Below are 19,640 nucleotides of genomic sequence, written 5' to 3'. Positions count from 1 at the left end.
AGCTGCATGCCCATAGAGGCCCACAAGCCACTATTTAGCGACCAAATGATAATATTTTAGACTTTTTCCGGTATTCCGTCGGTTGGAGTAAGGTTACTTCTCAGCCGATAACGTGCTGGCAACTTGGCGGGCATGCCGCACGCAATCGGGCACGCCGACGCCGGCACGCCAGTTGGCGACGCTCCAGATATTCTCAGCTTCCAAGGTAGCGGCGGCGGCATGAGCTCCCACAATCCGCTCGTCAAATTGCGGAATGCTACGCGCCCAAAAGTAGCGTCCCTGCCAGCGTGGAGCACCGCTGATGCCGTAAAACTTGCTCAATTCGGCATGCACGGCGGCTTTTTGAACATCCTCGGGCTCAGTGGCGGCCGCCTCGTACTGGGCACCGCCCACAAACGTGGTAAAGAGGACCTGCCCGGCCGGAACTCGCTGGGGGTAAATGGCGCTGGTCCAGATAGAGCCGGCAGCGTAGGCACCTTCAACCTTGGGGTGCAGGGCCCCAAAGCCGTTGAGCGGATGCGTCACGGCGGCCCGGTCGTAGGCCGAGTACACGGCGCTCATGGGCGGGTAGTGCACGGCGGCCAGGGCTCCTGCCGCTTGTGGAAACAACGGCTCCAGGAGCGGGGCCAGGGCGTAGGTGGGCAGGGCCAGAGCCAAGTGGGTGTAGCCGGGCACCGCAGCCAGACCTTGCGGGCTTGCCAGCTCCAGCTGGTAGGTGCCATCAGTGGCCCGAAAAATGGCCTTGACCGCCGTGCCGGGTTGGTAGTGTGTAAGCCGGGCCGCCAGCGTATCGGTCAGGGTTTGCAGGCCCTTGCTGAGCGTGACGATGCGGCGGCGGCCCGCGCCTTTGCCTTTTTTGGCCAGCCCGCGCAGCACCGAGCCGTGCTCCTGCTCCAAGGCGGCCAGCTGCGGAAAGGTTTTGTGCAGCAGCAGCCGTTCGGGGTCGCCGGCGTAGATGCCGGCCATGAAGGGATTGATGGCATAGTCCAGGATTTCGGAGCCGAAGCGGCGACGAAAAAAGTGAGCTACGGTTTCGTTGGTATCGGAGGGGCCGGCGGGTAGGCGGAGTTCTTTCAGCAGCTGCCATTTGGCTTTGAGGCTGAAAAATCCGTTGGTAAGCAAGGCCGGTGGCGAGCCGGGCAGTACCTGGTAATGCCCGGCTCGCAGCACGTAGCGCTGCTGGCTCACGGCGGCGGCATCCTGAATCTGGTCGGTGAGGCCAAGGTCGGCCAGCAGCTCTTCCAACTCTGGGCTTAGCTGCAGGGAGTTGGGGCCCACTTCCAGGAGGTAGCCTTCGGGGGTGGTCCAGCTGTGCAGGTTGCCACCGGGGCGCGGGTCGGCCTCGAACAGGTCGTAGGCCACGCCGGCCTTTTGCAGGTACCAGGCAAACGTGAGGCCGCTGATGCCGCCGCCGATGATGGCAATTTTCATAGAGATGTTGCAGGAGGAGGGCGCAAAGCTAGGGCCGCAGTGTTGCGGCTTGCCTGCCCGTAGCTTTGCCCCGATGATAACAAAGAACAAAGCAATATTTCTTGACCGGGACGGCGTTTTAAACGACGAGATGGGGGACTACGTGTGGAAGCCGGAGGAGTTTCGCATTTGCCTTGGTGTGCCCGAGAGCTTGGCGCGCCTGAAAGCGGCCGGCTACTATTTGGTGGTGGTCACCAATCAGGCCGGCATTGCCAAAAAGCTTTACGCCGCTGCCGATGTGCTCGCCTGCCACGCCAAGCTACAAGACGCCTGCGGCTACGTCCTCGATGCCTTGTATTTCAGCGACGCTCACCCCAGCGTGAGCGAATCCATCCTCCGCAAGCCCGATTCGGGCATGCTTGAGAAAGCGGTAGCGCGGTTCAATCTGGACGTCTCGCAGTGCTGGATTGTCGGCGACCGGTACCGCGACATGGAAGCCGGGGCCAAAGTGGGCGTGCGCGGCATTTTGGTGGGCGAAACGGAAGTAGCAGCATTTGCGCCCCGGGTGGCGGATTTGCAGGCGGCCACTGAGGTTATTCTGATGCTTAGAACGTCATGCAGCGCGCGCGCATCATAACGTTCTGTTCTGCATCAACGAACTGCTCTGCTAAAACATAAAAAGGCTGGCCTTCCCCAAGGGAAAGCCAGCCTTTTCTAATTCAAGTTCTAAGAATTTACTGCCGTGCTGCCGGCGTAGCCGTGCTGGCCATAATGGGCGAGGAAACGCGGTTGGCTTCCTTGGTGCTGCCGTAGGCAGGGCACTTCTGGCGGTTGCAAGCGCCCAGGGTAAGGGCTGCAAAGCCGGCAGCAAGCAGAACGAACTTTTTCATAATTATAAAAAAACGAGTGAGGGATGACGAGGTTGGCTTCAAAGATAAGCAGTCAACCCTATATCTTAAGAAAAATTGCTAACGTCAAAATTGGATTATTGGTATCCGAGTATCCGCATCATGCTGGCGGCGTCCTGCTCGGGAGCAAAAACCGTGTCACTAAGAGTGCCATCGGCGGCGCGGTCGAGAATCACGTGCTGAGGGGCGGGGATGAGGCAGTGCTTAATACCGCCGAAGCCGCTCAGGCTTTCCTGGTAGGCGCCGGTATGGAAAAAGCCCACGTAGAGCGGCTGAGCATCGGCGGGCTTGCGCTCGGGTAGGAACACCTGGTAGATGTGCTTCTCGGCGTTGTAGTAGTCCTGCGAGTCGCAGGTGAGACCCCCGAGCTGCAACTTTTTGTAGCCTTTATTCCAGCCGTTTAGTGCCAGCATGATAAAGCGCTGATTTAGAGCCCAGGTATCGGGTAGATTGGTGATAAACGAGCCGTCAATCATATACCAAAGCTCCTTGTCGTTTTGCAGCTTCTCGTCGAGAATGCTGTAGATGATGGCGCCGCTCTCGCCTACCGTGAAGATGCCGAACTCAGTGAAGATGTTGGGCTCGGGCACGCCTTCCTCGGTACAAATGCGCTGAATGGTGCGCAGAATTTCAGTCACCATGTAGGGGTAGTCGTACTCGGGCTGAATGCTGGTTTGGATAGGGAAGCCGCCGCCAATATCAATCGTTTGCAGGGTGGGACACACTTTGCGCAGCTCACAATACTTGTGCACAAAGCGGCTCAGCTCCGACCAATAATAGGACGTGTCCTTGATGCCGGTGTTGATGAAGTAGTGCAGCATCGTCAGCTCGAAGCGCGGGTCTTCCTTGATGCGCTTCTCATAGAGCGGGATGGCGTCGGCGTAGCGGATGCCCAGGCGCGAGGTGTAAAACTGGAAGCGCGGCTCTTCGTCGGAAGCGAGGCGCATGCCCAGGTTCACTTTTTCGCGCACGTGGTCGTGGTAATAATCGATTTCGTTGGGCGCATCAATAATGGGCATGCAGTTCACAAAGCCGTCGTTGATGAGCGCCGCAATTTCCTTCTTGTATGCCTCGGGCTTGAAGCCGTTGCAGATGATGTGCTTTTGCTTGTCGACCTTGCCCTGGGCGTGCAGGTTGCGAATGATGCTGATGTCGAACCACGACGAGGTTTCGAGGTGGATGTCGTTCTTCAAGGCCTCCTCCAGCACAAAGCGGAAGTGCGACGACTTGGTGCAGTAGGCGTAGGAGTACGTGCCTTGGTAGTTGGTTTGCTCAATGGCATCGGCAAACCATTTCTTCGCCCGTTGAATCTGGGAGCTGATTTTAGGCAGGTAGGTCAGGCGCAGCGGGGTGCCATACTTTTCCACTAGGCCCATGAGGTCGATGCCGTGGAAGCGCAGCTCGTGTTCCTGCACGGTGAAATCGGCCGTGGGGAAGTCGAAGGTTTGGGAAATTAGGTCGTGGTAAGTATCCATCGGTTTTTAAAAGCGGCGGGAAAAGCCGACCTTTGCAGTCGGCAGGTCAAAAGTACCGCCGGGGTGGAGATTATAAGGTTCGGAACAACCCGTTGTTCTGCAGTCTCGCCTCGCATCGTGACGATGGAATAAAGCGACTTGGCTACGGTGGAGCATATCTACCGCAAGGCAGCGCTCGAAGGTTCTGTCATTTAGCAGTTAGCATTTAACAAGTAACAATCGTTCACGCGCTGAACTGCTGTTAGTAGGTTGAATGACGAGTGTTGAGTGAAGGGCTTTGGAACGATGCACCATACGCTACCCAAATTCCCACCCGATGAAACGCATAAAATTACTGGAAGTACGCTCCGAACTCGGAGCGGGTACGCGCGGTGCCAGCATGGGCATTGATGCGCTACGCGTGGCCTGCCTCAACAAGGGCTGTGATTATTTCAGCCGCTTCAACTCCGTCGTGGTTCCCGACCTGAACCATGTGCTGTTTGATAAAAACCACTTCCCCTTTGCCAAACACATCGATTCTATCTACACGGTGCAAAAGGGCATTGCCAACGCCGTAGAGCAGACCCTGCGGTTTGGCGAATTTCCGGTGGTGCTGGCCGGCGACCACAGCAATGCCAACGCCACCATTGCCGGCATCAAGGCCACCTACCCGCAAAAGACCTTGGGCGTGGTCTGGATTGATGCCCACGCCGACATTCACTCGCCCTACACCACGCCCAGCGGCAACGTGCACGGCATGCCCCTGGCCGCCGCCCTGGGCTTGGATAACCTCAAGCACCAGCGCAATGTGCCCGAGCCCGAAACTGAGTTTTTTTGGCGCCGCCTTCAGAACCTGGGCGAGCCCGGCCCCAAACTGACGCCCGACCACCTCGTGTACGTGGTGGTGCGCGACACCGAAGAGCAGGAAAACGCTATCATCGATTCGCTCGGAATCAAAAACTTCAAGCTCGATGAGTTCCGCGCCAAAGGCCCGCGGCAGGTGGCCCGCGAGATTTACGAGCGGCTGCGCTTCTGCGACATGGTGTACATCTCTTTTGATGTCGACTCGTTGGATTCGCGCTTTAGCAAAGGCACCGGCACCCCTGTGGAGCTGGGCCTCGACGTGCCCGAAGCCATTGCCCTGTGCCGCGCCCTGCTCGAAAACGACCGGGTGGTGTGCTTCGAGATGGTGGAAATTAACCCAACCCTCGACAGCGAAAACACCATGGCTAAGAATGCTTTCAACATTCTGGAGGCGGCCACTGAGGCCATTGAGCGGCGCCTGCGGCTTGATGAGGTGGTAAGCCGGTAGAAGGAATGGGTATTTAGAACGTACTGCTGCTGTAAGAACGGCCATGCTGCGCGGAGCCGAAGCAGCTCTACTGCATTACTAATTCTGATTAGTTGCGGGGCAAAGATGCTTCGGCTCCGCGCAGCATGAGCGTTATTTTTATTGCCACAAGGCGAGAAAGGTCCTTAAAACTGCCTGATAAACGCATAGGCACCCAGCGTGTAGGCCGTGGCCGATGTAAAGTGGTTGCCGCCCGGAATAGGGCGCAGCTCTACTTGCGTGGCGCCGCGCTTCTGCATGGCGTCGTAGGCATCCTGCGAATTGAAGAAGGGCACGTAGTCGTCGGCGGTGCCGTGAAAGAGGGCCAGCGGGGCGCGGGGCTTCCAGTCGTAGATGTCGTTGTCGGCGAGGGCAGTGGCTAGAGGTGCGTCGGCATTATTCAGTACGGCCTGCCGGAAGCCGGGAGCAAAGAGTTGGCTTTGCTCACTGGGCACGGGCGCAAACGGGTCGGCTTGCAGGCGCGTGGCGTAGGGCTCCTGGTAGTAGAAGGAGAAAGGTCGGTTGAGGGCGTAGATGCGGTCGTAGGTGCGTAATACCCACACGTAGGTCGTGAGGAAGTTGAGGGGTTGCGTGGCACCCATGATGTAGCGGGCAAACGCGGTTTTGTGGTAAGCCCCAGCGCCGGGCGCGCTGGCAGTTACGGGCAAGGTGGTAGCATACTTATCTTCCAGGAGCTTGTGCAGAGCCATGGTGGCGTAGCCGCCTTCCGAGTAGCCGAGTAAGAAGTTCTTCTGGTTGACATCGACCTTTTGCTGCTGACAAAACTCGCGGGTGGCCCGCAGCATATCAGCCGATGAGGACGCCAGCGAAGCCGCGTGTTCGTAGGGGTGCGGCAGGGCTTTGGAGGCGCCGTAGCCCAAGTAGTCGGGGGCCGATACCACGTAGCCTGTTGAGGCCAGCACTGAAACCACCGACCATACGTCGCTGCCAGTGGCGTAGTAGGAGGGAGCCTGGCTTTCGCTGCGGGGCTCCAGGGTGCCGTGCTGATAGCTTAGTACGGGCAGCTGCCCAGCGCCCACCGGCACCAGCACCGCGCCCGAAGCAGTGGTTTCGGTGCCATCGGGCGTTTTGGTGCGATAGGTGAGGCGGTAGGCCCGGATAGGGTAGCGCACCAGGCTGCCTGCTAGGGGCACACCTTGTACCCGTCCGGCGAGTACAGAGGTACTATACTCCCCGATGAGGGTGCTGCCGGTAAGAACCGACGCCTCTGCGGCAGGGGCCTCAGGAGTGGGCGCTGGTGAATTGCTTTTGCAGGCTGGAGCACCCAACAGCGCTAAAAGCAGCCATAACAAGTGGGATTTCGAAAGAAGTGGGGAGGCAAACAATGACACGTACGAAGAAGATTAGCTGGAAAGAATCAGGAGCACAACGCCATTCCACTGCGCTGGCGTTCCGCACCAACGGCTGCGGAGTAGCGTTAAGTCGCTTTGTAAAGTCATTGGCTGGGCTTTGTGAATAACACGCCCCGTAGGGGCAGTTGGCGGCGTAAATCAGCTGAAACCTGCTTTCTTTGCTTGAGGTGGAGCTTCCGTTGAAGACAAGCCGAATTGCAGCTAGTGCAATATGTATGGCCGTACTGGCCTCCAGGCTTTTTCAATTCTCACTGCGACCGGCCATGCATACGCCGTCTTCTCCTTCTAGTACCGACTGGGCAGCGCAGCTAGCCGGTGAGCGTGCCCGCCGCGAACAGGCCGAAAGTGCTTTGGCTGCGGCCCAGGCCGAAGTGGCGGCACTCAAACACGAGCTGGCGGCTACGGCAAGCAACGCGCAGCGCCACCTGACCCAGCTAACGGCCTTGGTGCAAAACTTGCGGGCCGGACTGGTACTGGTTGATAACGACGAACAAATACAGTTTGTTAATCAGCATTTCTGGCAACTGTTCGGCCTTCCGCCCGTGGCTGGACCAGCCGAGGGCCAGCCACCAATTCCGCACGATGCTGTGCAAATCAGCGGCGCGTTCCTGGACCCGGCTGCCTTTATCAGGCGGGTGCTTGCCCTACACGCGGCCGGCGAAACCGTGCTGGAAGAAGAGTTTCTGCTGGCCGATGGGCGGGTAGTTGAGCTGGACTACCTGGTGCTGGACAGCCAGCGGGCGGGCCGGCTAATTTGCTATCGCGACGTGACCGAACGTCACCAGCGGGCGGCGCAGGCCCGCGCGCTCTCCTACATCTCGCAGCAAAACCCAAACCCGGTCTTGCGGTTGACTGAGAATGGGGAGGTGGTTTATGCGAACCCTGCTGCCGCGACCTTGCTGCAGGCCCTAACCGCCGAGACACCAGAGGCTGCCTTGCCGCCGGATATAGTGGCCCTGGTGCACGAAGCCCTGCGCACCCAGACGCCCCTTCAGCGGGAGCTGGCGGTGGCCGGGCATCACTACCTGTCCACGGTGGTGGCCCTGGCCGGCCAGCCCTTTGCCACCCTTTACCTTACCAACATCACCGAGCGCCAGGTGGCCGAACAGCAGTTGGCCGAGCAGCGGGCCTTCTACGAAAGCGTGCTGGAGCAAGTGCCCTCCGCGGTGTCGGTGCTGGACGCCGAGCACCGCTACCTGTTCCTTAACCCAGTAGTTGAGCCCGACCCCATTGTGCGGGCCTGGATGATAGGAAAGACCAACGAGGAAGCCTGTGCGTACCGCTTGCGCCCGGAAGCGGTGATGCGCAATCGCGCAGATAAGTTCGCCGAAGTGCTGCGCGAGCAGCGGGAAGTAGCGTGGGAAGAAACGCGCGTGGGGCCCGATGGGCTGCAGTATATTCTGTTGCGCTACCGGCCCATGCGCGGCCCCAACGGGGTGCTGCTGGTCATCTGCTCAGGCGTCGATATTACGGAACGCAAGCAGGCCGAAGAAAAAATAGCCCGCCAGCAGGAGTTTTACGAGCTGATTCTCAATCAGCTGCCAGTTGATGTGGCCATATTTGACGCCGAGCACCGCTTTCTGTTCGTCAATCCCTCTGCGGTAGCAGACCCCGAGGTACGCCGGCAAATCATTGGCATGACCAATGCCGAATACTTCGAGTTTCGGCAGATGCACCAGCTCTTCGAAATGGCCCAGCAGCGGGAGCAGTACTTCAACCTGGCAGTGCGCACCCAAACGGATGTAACCTGGGAGGAGATGCGCACAGGCCGCAACCAGCGCCCGCAGCTGATACTGCGCAACCTGAGGCCCGTGTTTAATGCCGATGGTTCGTTGCGGCTGGTGGTGGGGTCAGGCATCGACATTACGGCGCGCTACACGGCCGAGAAGCTTCAAAACGAAGTGCAGCTGATGCTGCAGGAGCAGCAGGTGTTTATCCGCCAGATATTGGATGCCCTGCCCAATGCGCTTTATCTGGTAGACCCCGACAACAGCGTTTCCTTTTCGAACCAAGCGTTTGATGACTTGCTAACGCACAGCCAGCATTGGAGTGAGCCTGAAGCCACCCCGACCGTGCGAAAAGAGCTGCAGCAGGTCCGGCACCTCAGCGAGCTGGTACGCACCACCCAGCAGGCCCAAACCCAGGAACTGCCATTTACCTTGGCTACGGGCGAAACCCTGTATTTTCAGGTGCACAAGCGGCCGCTGCCGCGCGCCGATGGTAAGCTCGGCGTTCTCACCGTCGCTACCGACGTAACGGCGGTGAAGCAGGCCCGTCAGGAGTTGGAGCGCCGCGAAAAGCAATACCACGACTTGGTATATTATTCACAGGCGCTGATTTGCACGCACGATTTGAACGGCACCGTGCTCTCGGTGAACCCGGCCATAGAGCGGCTCATGGCCATGCCAGCAGCCGAGATGCTGGGCCGCTCCATCTACGACGCCCTACCGCCCGAGCACCACGCCTCCCTGCAGGCCTATCTTGAAGACCAGAAGCCTCTACAGCAGCAGCAGCCCCGCCTAATGACTGTGTGGACCAGCACCGGGGAGCGACGCTACCTGCAGTACTATGCCTACCAAGTGATGGAAGAGGGCTATCCGCCCTACATCGTAGCTTCTGGCTACGACGTAACCACGGGCGTGCTAGCCCAGCGTGCCCTGCAGCATGCTAAGCAGGAAGCCGAGGAAAACGCCCAAGCCAAAGAAGCCTTTCTGGCTCGCATGAGCCACGAAATTCGCACCCCCCTCAACGGGGTGCTGGGGATGGCTACTCTGTTGCAAAAAACCGGCCTCACCGAGCAGCAGCGCGAGTACCTGAACACGATGCAGCACGCCGGTCAGCACTTGTTATCCCTGCTCAATGACGTGCTGGACATGGCCAAAATCACGACCCAGCACTTGCAGCTCGACCGCGCGCCCTTCGACTTGGCAGTGGTCATGCAAGGTGCCGGCCAGACGGTGGCCGCGCTGGCCGAGGAAAAAGGACTTCAGCTAATCGTTGAGCCCCTGCGCACCGTTGCGCCACGGGTTGTTGGCGATGCGTACCGGCTGCATCAGGTGCTTCTCAACCTGCTCTCCAACGCTATCAAATTCACGGACCAAGGGCAGGTGCGGCTCGGCGCCGATGTGCTTCGCGACACGCCCACCGAACTTGCCTTGCGATTTTGGGTAGAAGACACCGGCATTGGCATAGCGCCCGAGCAACAGGGACACATTTTCGAAGCCTTTGCGCAGGCCAGCACCGAAACCAGCCGCCGCTTTGGAGGCACAGGGCTGGGCTTGGCCATCAGCCAGCAGCTGGTAAGCCAAATGGGGGGCGTTCTGCTGCTCTGCACCGAGCCCAATGAGGGCACCACGTTTTCTTTTACGCTCACGCTGCCCCGGCCCCCTGCAACCATTGCTGAGCAAGTCCTGGCCACGGCCACTCCCTCCTACGAGGGCCTGCGGGGTCTACGCGTGCTTTTGGCCGAGGACAACGTCGTCAATCAATGGATTGCGGTGGTGATGCTGGAAAACAGGGGTGTGCAGGTAAAAGCCGTCAGCAACGGCACCGATGCTTTGGCCCAGCTAAGCGAAGCAGTATTCGATGCTGCTATTCTCGATATCAAAATGCCTGGACTGAGCGGCGTAGAAGTCACGGCCGCCGTTCGGGCGAGCCCCGATGAGGTGCGCGCCAATATTCCAATTATTGCCCTGACGGCTAATGCTTTTGAGTCCGACCGAATAGCCTATCTGGCAGCCGATATGAATGCCTGCATCACCAAGCCCTACGACGAAGCCGACCTCTTCCAGACGCTACTAGATTTAACGGCAGCCAGGGCAATACCGAATTAAGAACAATCCCACTTTTAGGCGAAAAGGGATAAGTGAAGGCGGCTTACTGGTTGTAAACTGCAAGCCAATGGCGTCGCCAAGAGTTAACGGGGCACTGGTATGAGCAGGCGGGTGCCAGCTTCCCATTTCACTAAAAGCACAACGAAACCGGCCCCACTAGTCCCGGCCGCACCTCGCCCGTACCTTTGCCCCGTGCAACAACTAGAAAACTCTCTCAAAACCGCCTTGCAGGCTGCCGCCACGGCAGTATTTGGCGTTGAAATCCCCGCCGCCAGCCTCACGCTTCAGCCCACGCGCAAGGAGTTTGTCGGCAGCTTCACCCTGGTCACGTTTCCGCTAACCAAAAGCTTCGGCAAAGGCCCCGAGCAGATTGGGCAGGCGCTGGGCGAATGGCTGCGAGCCAACGAGCCCCGCGTGAGCGGCTACAACGTGGTGAAAGGCTTCCTTAACCTGGAAGTTGCCGATTCGGAATGGCTGCAGGTATTCAACCAACTGTGCGCCCAGCCTGCAGAGGCTCCCGTGTCCTTGCCAGATGCTCCGCGCAATGTGGTGGTCGAATACTCTTCACCCAACACCAATAAGCCCCTGCACCTGGGCCATTTGCGCAACAACTTCCTGGGCTACTCGGTTGCCGAGATTTTGAAAGCTACCGGCGCCACCGTCACCAAAGCCAACTTGGTGAATGACCGCGGCATTCACATTTGCAAGTCGATGATTGCCTACCAGCGCTTCGGCCAGGGCGAAACGCCGCAGAGCGTCGGCATGAAGGGCGACCACCTCGCCGGCAAGTACTACGTGCTGTTTGAAAAGCACTACCGCGAGGAAATTCGCCAGCTCGAAGCCGAAGGCGTGGCCACCGACGTGGCCAAGAAAAGCGCCCCGCTCATGACCGAGGCCCAGCAGATGCTGCAAGCCTGGGAAGCCGGCGACGAAGACGTAGTAAGCCTCTGGCGCCAGATGAACGGCTGGGTGTACGAGGGTTTTGATGAAACTTACCGCACCATCGGCGTCGATTTCGATAAATTTTATTACGAATCGGGCACCTACCTGCTGGGCAAGGAGCGGGTGGAGGAAGGCCTGCAAAAGGGCGTGTTCTTCAAGAAAGAGAATGGCTCGGTATGGGTTGACTTGCAGGCCGAGGGCCTCGACGAAAAGCTTCTGCTCCGCGCCGATGGCACCAGCGTCTACATCACCCAAGACCTGGGCACGGCCGAGCTGAAGTACCAGGACTTTGGCTACGACTCCAGCATCTACGTAATCGCCGACGAGCAGAACTACCACATGCAGGTGCTGCAGGCCACCCTGCGCAAGCTGGGCAAGCCCTACGCCGAGGCCATCCATCACCTCAGCTACGGCATGGTGGACCTGCCCTCGGGTAAGATGAAATCGCGCGAAGGCACTGTGGTCGACGCCGACGAGCTGGTGCGCGACGTAGTGGCCGCCGCCAAAGCTGCTACTCTCGAAAAAGGCAAAACCGAAGGCCTGACCGACGCCGAGCTGGAGGAGCTGTACCACATGTTGGGCCTGGGCGCCCTGAAGTATTACCTTCTCAAGGTGGACCCCAAGAAGCGTATGCTCTTCAATCCCGAAGAGTCGGTGAATCTGGAAGGCGACACCGGGCCGTTTATCCAGTATTCCCACTCGCGGACCGCTGCTGTCCGTCGCAAAGCAGTAGAGTTGGGGGTTGACGAAACTGCTGACTGGAGCACCGTGACGGAGCTGCACAGCGCCGATAGCGAGCTGATACAAGAGCTGGCGCGCTATTCGGCTGTGGTAGCCGAAGCCGCAAAGAATCTGTCGCCTGCCGTGGTGGCCCAGTATGCCTACGACTTGGCCCGGAACTACAACCGCTTCTATGCCAAAGTGCCGATTTTCGCAGAAGCCGACCTTGCCAAACGCAACCTGCGCTTAGCCCTGTCGGCTCGCACTGGCGAACAGATTAAAGCGGCGTTTGGCCTACTGGGCATCCAAGTGCCCGAGCGCATGTAATTGCTAGAACGGCGTAGCCAAGTGTCGAATCTCTACATTGTTTTAAAAAGATGAAAAGTATTGCCGTTTACTGCGGTTCCAGTGCCGGAACCAACCCTCTTTACATTGCCCAGGCGCAGGCCTTGGGCGCAGCCATGGTGGCCAACGACCTCACGCTGGTGTACGGCGGCGGCCGGGTAGGGCTGATGGGCACCATCGCCGATGCAGTGCTGGCCCACGGCGGCAGGGTAGTCGGAGTAATTCCTGACTTCCTAGCCAACAAAGAACTGGCCCACCTTGGCTGTACTGAATTGCATGTGGTGAAGAGCATGCACGAGCGGAAGCTCCTGATGGCCGACCGCGCCGATGCCTTCGTGGCCATGCCCGGCGGCTACGGCACCCTCGAAGAGCTGTTCGAAGTCCTCACCTGGGGCCAGCTTGGCCTGCACCGCAAGCCGGTGGCCGTGCTGAACGTGGATGGTTACTACGACCACCTGCTGCTGGCCCTCGACCGCATGCGCGACGACCAGCTGCTGCGCGCCGAAAACCGCAGCCAGTTGCTGCAATCCGCCGACCCGGCCGACTTGCTGGCCCAGTTGGCTGCCTATCAGCCGGTGCAGCTCGAGAAGTGGCTCACGGTGCCCACCACCTAATTAGCCGCGGCCCAAAACCCAGCGAGCCTGCCCCGGGTTATGCAGGCGGCTAGTCAGGATTGGCCACCTACTGCATGAAAAAAATCATTCTTCTCACATTGGTCGCTGCTGCCTCTGCGGTGGTGTTTATAGTAGCCAAACCAGCTCAATCTCCTCTTATGAATACTTCTGCTGAAACTGCAACCGGTTCTGTTTACGATTTTACTGTGAAGTCCATCGATGGCAAAGACGTGAGCTTGAGCCAGTACAAAGGCAAAAAGTTATTGATTGTGAACACTGCCTCGGAGTGCGGCTACACCCCGCAGTACAAAGACCTGGAGGAACTGTATAAAACGCACGGCGACAAAGTGACCGTGCTAGGCTTTCCGGCCAACAACTTCGGCGGCCAGGAGCCCGGCACCGAAGCTCAGATTGCCGCTTTCTGCGAGAAGAATTTCGGGGTGACCTTCCCGTTGTTCAGCAAGGTATCGGTGAGTGGCGCCGACACGGCGCCGCTGTTTCAATTCCTGGCCGATAAAAAACAGAACGGCGCCGTAGACAGCGCCCCTAACTGGAATTTCTGCAAATACTTGGTCGACGAGAATGGCCACGTGGTGAAGTTTTACAAGTCTGACGTGAAGCCTCTTAGCCCAGAGTTGCTAGCGGACATCTCAAAGTAATTTGTCCTGCCATTGAAGTGGGAGCGTCATGCTGAACTGGTGAAGGCCTCGCTACTGCTTCCCCTGTCCAGTCTCGTCTGTCATGCTGACGAAGGAAGCATCCTATCTGGTTCGAACAAATCGTTCAGCCGAGATAGGATGCTTCCTTCGTCAGCATGACAGCCGATTAGGCAAAATCGTGTGGTAGGACTGCTTTACTCCGCTCAGCATGACGTTCTTGTTGCATCCCTTTACAAAAAAAAGTATGTCGCCCTGGATTTCTGCATTTCGCCCCCGCACGTTGCCACTGGCTCTGGCCAGCATTCTCACGGGCGGCTTTCTGGCAGCGGCGGCCGGGCAGTTTAATGGGATGGTAGTTGCGCTGGCCGCCCTCACCACCATTCTGCTGCAAGTGCTCAGCAACCTAGCTAACGACTATGGCGACTCCCAAAACGGCGCCGACAGCGTGCACCGCCAGGGCCCGCAGCGCGCCGTGCAGAGTGGTGCCATCAGCCCGGCCCAAATGAAACGCGGTATGCTGATTTGTGGGGTATTGTCGCTGCTCAGTGGCCTCTCGCTGCTTTGGGTGGCGCTGGGCGCTGCAGGGTTGGGGCTGTTTCTGGGCTTCCTGGCGTTAGGGCTGGCCGCCATTTGGGCCGCGGTGAACTACACGGCCGGCTCTAACCCCTATGGTTACGCGGGCTTGGGTGATATTTCAGTGTTTCTGTTCTTTGGCTTGGTAGGAGTGTGCGGTACCTATTTTCTGCAGACGCGCACGCTGCCCTTGCCCATCCTGCTGCCAGCAGCGGCGCTGGGTTGCTTCGCCACGGCGGTACTGAATGTGAACAACATTCGCGATATAAACTCCGATGTGCTAGCGGGTAAAATCACAATTCCAGTGCGGCTCGGGCCTATGCACGCGCGGCGGTACCATTGGTTGCTGCTGGTGTTGGGACTAGGCTGCGCCACGGTGTTTGTGGCGCTCACGTACCGCTCGCCCTGGCAGTGGCTTTTTGCACTGGCCGTCCCACTTTTTGCTTTCAACGCCGTTCAGGTGTGGCAGCGGCAAGAATCCATGCAGATTGATCCGTTGCTTAAGCAAATGGCACTTAGTACTCTGATTTTTACGGTGCTATTTGGGGTGGGGCAGGTGTTGGGGTGATTTGCTTTTGTCGTTGCTTTGTCTGGTCAACTACCGGCTTAGACTCTTTTCTGATTCACCAATCTCATCAATGCAACGCGCCTATTACCACGCCCCAATTGCCGATTTTCTAATTCAAAGCGAAGAAAGTATAATAGGACAATTGGCGCTGGAGCACACGCATGCTTTAGAAGAGTCGCAGAAGGGAGCATGGCTACACCAGATTAAGGTGCTCCAAAACGAGTTGCTGTATTTTGCCCGAGGGCATGTCTTATTTGAAGTTGCCATTCCCCGCATGGGCAAGCGAGCCGATGTGCTGGTACTCCTTGACGACGCAGTATTTGTGCTCGAATTTAAAGTGCGCAGCACTACTTACGACCAAAGTGGGCAGGACCAAGTACTTGACTATGCTCTAGACCTCAAGAACTTCCACGCAGGTAGTCATCATGTTCGCATCCTTCCGATATTGATTGCCACGCATGCACCAACTCATCGCAACATACTGCTTTCTTTTGAAGATGGGTTATGCCAAGCAATGCTTGGCAACGAGAGTCAAATTGCAGAACTATTGCACTTAGGCACTGCTGGTGTTGCCGGACAAGTAATTGACGTTCAGGCGTGGCTTCGGTCCGGGTATCATCCCACACCTACGATTATCGAAGCAGCCCAGGCCATATACAAAGGGCACCGAGTAACTGACATTTCTCGCTCCGATGCCGGAGCAGAAAACCTGACTGTCACAGGTGCTTGTGTGGCCGATATCATTGACGGCTCGAAAGCAAATGGAAGAAAATCCATCTGCTTCGTAACAGGAGTCCCGGGAGCTGGAAAGACATTAGCAGGGCTTAATATTGCTAGCGAGCGCACCCAGATAGATGAAGTTGAGCATGCTGTGTTTTTGTCCGGAAATGGGCCGCTGGTAGATGTGCTACGCGAAGCACTGGCTCGTGACAAAGTGCACGATGCCAAACGTATTGGTCGGCGCATCGATAAGAAGCAGGCTGTTTCCGAAGTAAGGACTTTCATACAGAACATTCACCACTTTCGAGATGAGGCCTTGCGCACCCAAGGCCCTCCAATTGAAAAAGTGACGGTGTTTGATGAGGCTCAGCGGGCATGGTCAGCCCAGCAAGCCAGTAAATTCATGCAACAAAAGCGCGGGCAACCTGATTTTAATATGTCAGAGCCAGAGTTTTTGATTGAAGTGATGGACCGCCATCCCGACTGGTGCACCGTCGTGTGTTTGGTAGGAGGCGGGCAAGAAATCAACACGGGTGAGGCAGGTTTAGAAGAATGGCTCCGAGCATTTGAATCACGCTTTTCTGATTGGGATATCTATTATTCCCGCCGCATTCGTGACGACCAAAACTATTTGAATACTGTCACCGGAGTGGCCCGGTTAGATGCTTTGCAAGCCCAGCCATTGGATGCGCTGCATTTGGCTGTTTCCGTCCGCTCTTTTCGTTCCGAACACGTTGCCGCTTTCGTTCAAGCCATCCTTGATGCCGATGTTGAAAAAGCTCAGCACATCTACGCCTCTCAACTGCGGGACGTATATCCAATTCAATTGACACGCCAGCTAGAGCCCGCGAAGGCTTGGCTCCGACAGCAAGCACGCGGTACCGAGAGGTATGGCTTGGTAGCTTCTTCGGGGGCACATAGGCTGAAACCACTGGGGTTGAACATTAAAGATAAAATCGACGCCCCAGTCTGGTTTCTAAACGGCCGTGACGACGTGCGGTCATCGTACTATTTAGAAGACGTAGCGACCGAATTTGATATTCAGGGCCTAGAACTGGATTGGGTAGGCTTGGCCTGGGATGCTGATTTGTGGTTGCACCAAGGAAAGTGGCACTTTCGCAAGTTTAAGGGCACTCGGTGGCAACAATGCAATACCCTTGAAAGTCGACGCTATCTACTGAACGCCTATCGAGTACTGCTGACGCGTGCTCGGCAAGGCATGGTACTTTTCATCCCCGAAGGGTCGGCTACCGACGAAACCAGACTTCCGAATTTCTATGCGGAAACGTATGCTTTCTTCCTGCAAATTGGCCTACCAGAACTGGGAAAAGTAGGCAGAGATTGAGAAGTTTTAAGGCTGCTTTTTGTAGCTGGTCGTCTGGGTCAAATTGAAAAAAACAGCAGACAAAACAGCTCCACTGGATATCCAGTGGAGCTGTTTTGTCTGAAATAACTGCAGGCTACTCTGAAGCAGAAGCAGCAGGTGAACTCTGTGGTTCTTTCGGCTGAGTATCGCCTTCCGGCTTAGGACCTCGCTTGCGGTTGCGGCCGCCGCGGCTCCGGCGGCGCTCACCTTCTGCATGTGGCTCTTGCGAATCACCTTCGGCGCGAGGGGCGCGGGGTGCACGGGCTTCACCTTCCGGGCGTGGCTCCCGGGGCGGGCGCTGCTCGCCTTCCGGGCGCGGAGCACGAGGCTCCCGTGGGGGGCGGTTCTCACCCTTGGGGCGCGGGCGGCGCTCGGGGCGGGCTTCGCCCTCGGGACGGGGCTCGCGGGGCGGGCGCTGGTAGGGCACGGTGGGGGCACTGCCGGCATCAAGCGCCGCGAGGGCATTCTTGGCATTGGCCATGCGCTCGATGTGCTTGGGGTCTTTGGGGTCGGGGGCGTCGCGGCGGGGCGGGCGGCCTCCGTCGCGGTCACGGCCGCCATCGCGGCTTACGCCACCTTCGCGGCGTGGGCCGCCGTCGCGGGAGCCACCGCCACTTCCGCCGTGGGCGCCGCGGGCCGGACGGCCACCAATTTTACCACCCAGACCAGCAAAACGCTTGGGGTCAAACTCCGGGGCCGGGCCCAGGCCCAACTCTTCGGTAATGCTACGCTTCTCGAGGTCGCGCTCGATGAGCTTTTCAATTTTCACCACCCGGTCCTGGTCCTGGTCGGAGATAAAGGTGATGGCAGTGCCTTTGGTAGCGGCCCGGGCCGTGCGGCCAATGCGGTGGACGTAGTCTTCGGCAGCGCGGGGGATGTCGTAGTTCACCACGTGGCTGAGCGAGTCGATGTCGATGCCGCGGCTGAGAACGTCGGTAGCTACCAGGATGGGGAACTGCTTGTTTTTGAAGGCGCGCATGATTTCCTCGCGCTCTTCCTGGGTGCGGTCGGAGCTGATGCCTCGGGCTTCAATGCCGAGCTTGTTGACGGCTTTTACAATGCCGCCAACGGCTGCTTTCTGACTGGTGAAGAGCACCATGCTCTGCACGTCCTGCGTTTTGATGATGTGCTCGAGGACGTAGATTTTCTGGCGGTCGAAGGCCATATACATCTGCTGGTCGATGCCGGCAGCGGGCTTCGATACGGCCAGTCGAATCTCCTCGGGGTTCTTGAGAATTTGCTGCGAGAAGTCGCGGATTTTGGTCGGCATCGTGGCCGAGAACAGCAGCGTCTGCCGGTTGGTAGGCAGCTGGCGCACGATGTTGAAGATGTCATCGGAGAAGCCCATGTCCATCATCTTATCGGCCTCGTCCAGCACCAGGTACTTGATTTTGTCGAACTTCACGTAGCCCATTTGGAGGTGGGCAATGAGGCGGCCGGGCGTGGCGATGATGATGTCGGCGCCAGAGGTGAGGGCGCGCTTTTGCTGCTCCCAGTTCTCCGACTTGCCGCCGCCGTAGATGGCAATGCTGCTGGCTTCCACGTAGTAGCCGAAGCCCATCACCTGCTCGTCAATCTGGGTGGCCAGCTCGCGGGTGGGCACCAGAATGAGGGTAGTGGTGTGGCCGTGCTTGTCGTGCGAAATCTTGTCGAGCAGCGGCAGGAGGTAGGCGGCGGTTTTGCCGGTGCCAGTTTGGGCACAGGCAATGAGGTCTTTACCGTCGAGGATTTTGGGGATGGCCTGCTCCTGAACTGGGGTGGCCTGCTGGTAATTCATGGCGTCGATGCCAGCCAACAGGTCGTCGTGAAGCTTAAATTCGTGAAACGTCAAGGTTCAGCTTGTTTGTAGTGAAATATTGGGCTGACCTTGATGCCGGGCCAGCGAACCGCTTGATTTGGAGTAAAGATACGATGGAACCCCAACCATAGAAAAACGAAGAGTTGGGAGGGGCGCAAAGGCTGAGCCAGCGCGTAAAACCAAAGAATCTCGTTCTTGCAACACGCCAAGACAACACTTGGTTGCCCTGTGCCATGGCCCTCGACCGTTTTTCAGCCCAAGCCGCTGACTATGCCCGCTACCGTATCGACTATCCTGCTGCGCTGTATGACTGGCTATTGCCGCAGGTTATTGGCCGCGAGCGAGCCTGGGACTGTGCCACCGGCAATGGCCAGGTAGCCGTGGTGCTGGCCGACCATTTTGTGCGGGTCGACGCCACGGACCTGAGCGAAAAGCAGCTGGCGCAAGCCACTCCCCGGACCAATCTTCACTACCAAACCGCCCGCGCCGAGCAAACCCTCTTTCCCAACCAACGCTTCGACCTCATTACCGTGGCGCAGGCCGTGCATTGGTTCGACGCGACTGCTTACCACGCCGAAGTGCGCCGGGTGGCCCGCTCCGGGGCCGTGCTGGCCGAATGGGGCTACGGTTTGGTGCAGATAAGTCCGGAAGTTGACCCGCTCATTCGGCACTTCCACGATGTGATAATGGGGCCATATTGGGACGCCAACCGCTGGCACATCGACGATGAGTACGCGCGCATTCCCTTTCCTTTTGCCGGGGTGCAGCGGGCGCGTTTCTCCGTGCAGCGGCAGTGGTCAGCCGAGTGGTTTTTGCAATACCTGCGTACGTGGTCGAGCGTGGTGAAATATCAGAATGAACGGGGCGAAGATGCCGTAGACCTAATAGCCGCTGAAGTGATGGAGCTATGGGGACCCGGCGAGCGGGAGGTCGTGTTCCCGGTGTTCGTGCGGGTAGGGCGTGTAGACTAGGTGCTTAGTGATGAATTTTCACGACAATACTTACCCAATTCCAGGGTGGCTTCTTC

At 58.1% G+C, this 19,640-nt stretch carries 14 protein-coding genes; 9 read left to right on the top strand and 5 right to left on the bottom strand.

What is annotated here, in order from left to right; translation table 11 throughout:
- Nucleotides 1-93: 93 nt before the first annotated feature.
- Nucleotides 94-1,431, bottom strand: a complete 1,338-nt coding sequence (gene hemG, locus ACP7AJ_RS11160; protein ID WP_426060274.1) for a protoporphyrinogen oxidase — start codon at nt 1,429-1,431, stop codon at nt 94-96.
- Between the two features lie 73 nt (nt 1,432-1,504).
- Between hemG and ACP7AJ_RS11155 the strand changes: the two genes are divergently transcribed.
- Nucleotides 1,505-2,047 (top strand): D-glycero-alpha-D-manno-heptose-1,7-bisphosphate 7-phosphatase, encoded by a 543-nt coding sequence (locus ACP7AJ_RS11155; protein ID WP_426060273.1) that lies wholly within the window; start codon nt 1,505-1,507, stop codon nt 2,045-2,047.
- 97 nt (nt 2,048-2,144) lie between these two features.
- Here the strand turns inward: ACP7AJ_RS11155 and ACP7AJ_RS11150 are convergent, their stop codons facing one another.
- Together ACP7AJ_RS11150 and ACP7AJ_RS11145 are read right to left on the bottom strand one after the other, a co-directional pair.
- On the bottom strand, nt 2,145-2,300 hold the full coding sequence (locus tag ACP7AJ_RS11150) for a hypothetical protein (protein ID WP_426060272.1): 156 nt from the start codon (nt 2,298-2,300) through the stop codon (nt 2,145-2,147).
- 95 nt (nt 2,301-2,395) lie between these two features.
- Entirely contained in the window at nt 2,396-3,793 is a 1,398-nt protein-coding gene (locus ACP7AJ_RS11145) for an arginine decarboxylase (RefSeq protein WP_426060271.1), read from the bottom strand.
- A 316-nt stretch (nt 3,794-4,109) separates the two neighbouring features.
- Between ACP7AJ_RS11145 and ACP7AJ_RS11140 the strand changes: the two genes are divergently transcribed.
- A complete protein-coding gene (locus tag ACP7AJ_RS11140) occupies nt 4,110-5,084 on the top strand; it encodes an arginase (protein ID WP_426060270.1) in 975 nt (324 codons plus the stop codon).
- Between the two features lie 164 nt (nt 5,085-5,248).
- Here ACP7AJ_RS11140 and ACP7AJ_RS11135 read toward each other — a convergent pair whose 3' ends face one another.
- Nucleotides 5,249-6,256: an alpha/beta hydrolase family protein gene (locus ACP7AJ_RS11135; RefSeq protein ID WP_426060269.1), complete on the bottom strand. Its 1,008-nt coding sequence runs from the start codon at nt 6,254-6,256 to the stop codon at nt 5,249-5,251.
- A 482-nt stretch (nt 6,257-6,738) separates the two neighbouring features.
- Here ACP7AJ_RS11135 and ACP7AJ_RS11130 point away from each other — a divergent pair, with 482 nt between their 5' ends.
- From ACP7AJ_RS11130 to ACP7AJ_RS11105, 6 genes are all read left to right on the top strand, one after another.
- Nucleotides 6,739-10,308 (top strand): PAS domain S-box protein, encoded by a 3,570-nt coding sequence (locus tag ACP7AJ_RS11130; protein ID WP_426060268.1) that lies wholly within the window; start codon nt 6,739-6,741, stop codon nt 10,306-10,308.
- Nucleotides 10,309-10,500: 192 nt separating this feature from the next.
- Nucleotides 10,501-12,297, top strand: a complete 1,797-nt coding sequence (gene argS, locus ACP7AJ_RS11125; protein WP_426060267.1) for an arginine--tRNA ligase — start codon at nt 10,501-10,503, stop codon at nt 12,295-12,297.
- A 50-nt stretch (nt 12,298-12,347) separates the two neighbouring features.
- Entirely contained in the window at nt 12,348-12,929 is a 582-nt protein-coding gene (locus tag ACP7AJ_RS11120) for a TIGR00730 family Rossman fold protein (protein ID WP_426060266.1), read from the top strand.
- A 158-nt stretch (nt 12,930-13,087) separates the two neighbouring features.
- Entirely contained in the window at nt 13,088-13,588 is a 501-nt protein-coding gene (locus ACP7AJ_RS11115; RefSeq protein ID WP_426060265.1) for a glutathione peroxidase, read from the top strand.
- Between the two features lie 244 nt (nt 13,589-13,832).
- Nucleotides 13,833-14,729 (top strand): 1,4-dihydroxy-2-naphthoate polyprenyltransferase, encoded by an 897-nt coding sequence (locus tag ACP7AJ_RS11110; protein ID WP_426060264.1) that lies wholly within the window; start codon nt 13,833-13,835, stop codon nt 14,727-14,729.
- A gap of 70 nt (nt 14,730-14,799) precedes the next feature.
- A complete protein-coding gene (locus tag ACP7AJ_RS11105) occupies nt 14,800-16,794 on the top strand; it encodes a DUF2075 domain-containing protein (RefSeq protein WP_426060263.1) in 1,995 nt (664 codons plus the stop codon).
- A 115-nt stretch (nt 16,795-16,909) separates the two neighbouring features.
- Here the strand turns inward: ACP7AJ_RS11105 and ACP7AJ_RS11100 are convergent, their stop codons facing one another.
- Nucleotides 16,910-18,592, bottom strand: coding sequence for a DEAD/DEAH box helicase (locus ACP7AJ_RS11100; RefSeq protein ID WP_426060294.1), 1,683 nt, complete (start codon nt 18,590-18,592; stop codon nt 16,910-16,912).
- Between the two features lie 254 nt (nt 18,593-18,846).
- Between ACP7AJ_RS11100 and ACP7AJ_RS11095 the strand changes: the two genes are divergently transcribed.
- Nucleotides 18,847-19,584 (top strand): class I SAM-dependent methyltransferase, encoded by a 738-nt coding sequence (locus ACP7AJ_RS11095; protein ID WP_426060262.1) that lies wholly within the window; start codon nt 18,847-18,849, stop codon nt 19,582-19,584.
- Nucleotides 19,585-19,640: the final 56 nt, after the last annotated feature.

Origin of the sequence: Hymenobacter sp. B1770, assembly GCF_049896385.1 — a bacterium.
GTDB lineage: Bacteria > Bacteroidota > Bacteroidia > Cytophagales > Hymenobacteraceae > Hymenobacter.
The sequence above is the reverse complement of the archived record's forward strand: the minus strand, read 5'-3'. Positions and strand labels throughout refer to the sequence as shown.

Bases quoted from the DNA above. Each gene is read 5' to 3' on its own strand.
- ACP7AJ_RS11130 (WP_426060268.1), top strand. From the start codon at position 6,739: ATGCATACGCCGTCTTCTCCTTCTAGTACCGACTGGGCAGCGCAGCTA.
- ACP7AJ_RS11155 (WP_426060273.1), top strand. From the start codon at position 1,505: ATGATAACAAAGAACAAAGCAATATTTCTTGACCGGGACGGCGTTTTA.
- ACP7AJ_RS11105 (WP_426060263.1), top strand. From the start codon at position 14,800: ATGCAACGCGCCTATTACCACGCCCCAATTGCCGATTTTCTAATTCAA.
- ACP7AJ_RS11110 (WP_426060264.1), top strand. From the start codon at position 13,833: ATGTCGCCCTGGATTTCTGCATTTCGCCCCCGCACGTTGCCACTGGCT.
- ACP7AJ_RS11120 (WP_426060266.1), top strand. From the start codon at position 12,348: ATGAAAAGTATTGCCGTTTACTGCGGTTCCAGTGCCGGAACCAACCCT.
- ACP7AJ_RS11100 (WP_426060294.1), bottom strand. From the start codon at position 18,592: ATGAATTACCAGCAGGCCACCCCAGTTCAGGAGCAGGCCATCCCCAAA.
- hemG (WP_426060274.1), bottom strand. From the start codon at position 1,431: ATGAAAATTGCCATCATCGGCGGCGGCATCAGCGGCCTCACGTTTGCC.
- ACP7AJ_RS11095 (WP_426060262.1), top strand. From the start codon at position 18,847: ATGGCCCTCGACCGTTTTTCAGCCCAAGCCGCTGACTATGCCCGCTAC.
- ACP7AJ_RS11115 (WP_426060265.1), top strand. From the start codon at position 13,088: ATGAATACTTCTGCTGAAACTGCAACCGGTTCTGTTTACGATTTTACT.
- ACP7AJ_RS11150 (WP_426060272.1), bottom strand. From the start codon at position 2,300: ATGAAAAAGTTCGTTCTGCTTGCTGCCGGCTTTGCAGCCCTTACCCTG.
- ACP7AJ_RS11140 (WP_426060270.1), top strand. From the start codon at position 4,110: ATGAAACGCATAAAATTACTGGAAGTACGCTCCGAACTCGGAGCGGGT.
- ACP7AJ_RS11145 (WP_426060271.1), bottom strand. From the start codon at position 3,793: ATGGATACTTACCACGACCTAATTTCCCAAACCTTCGACTTCCCCACG.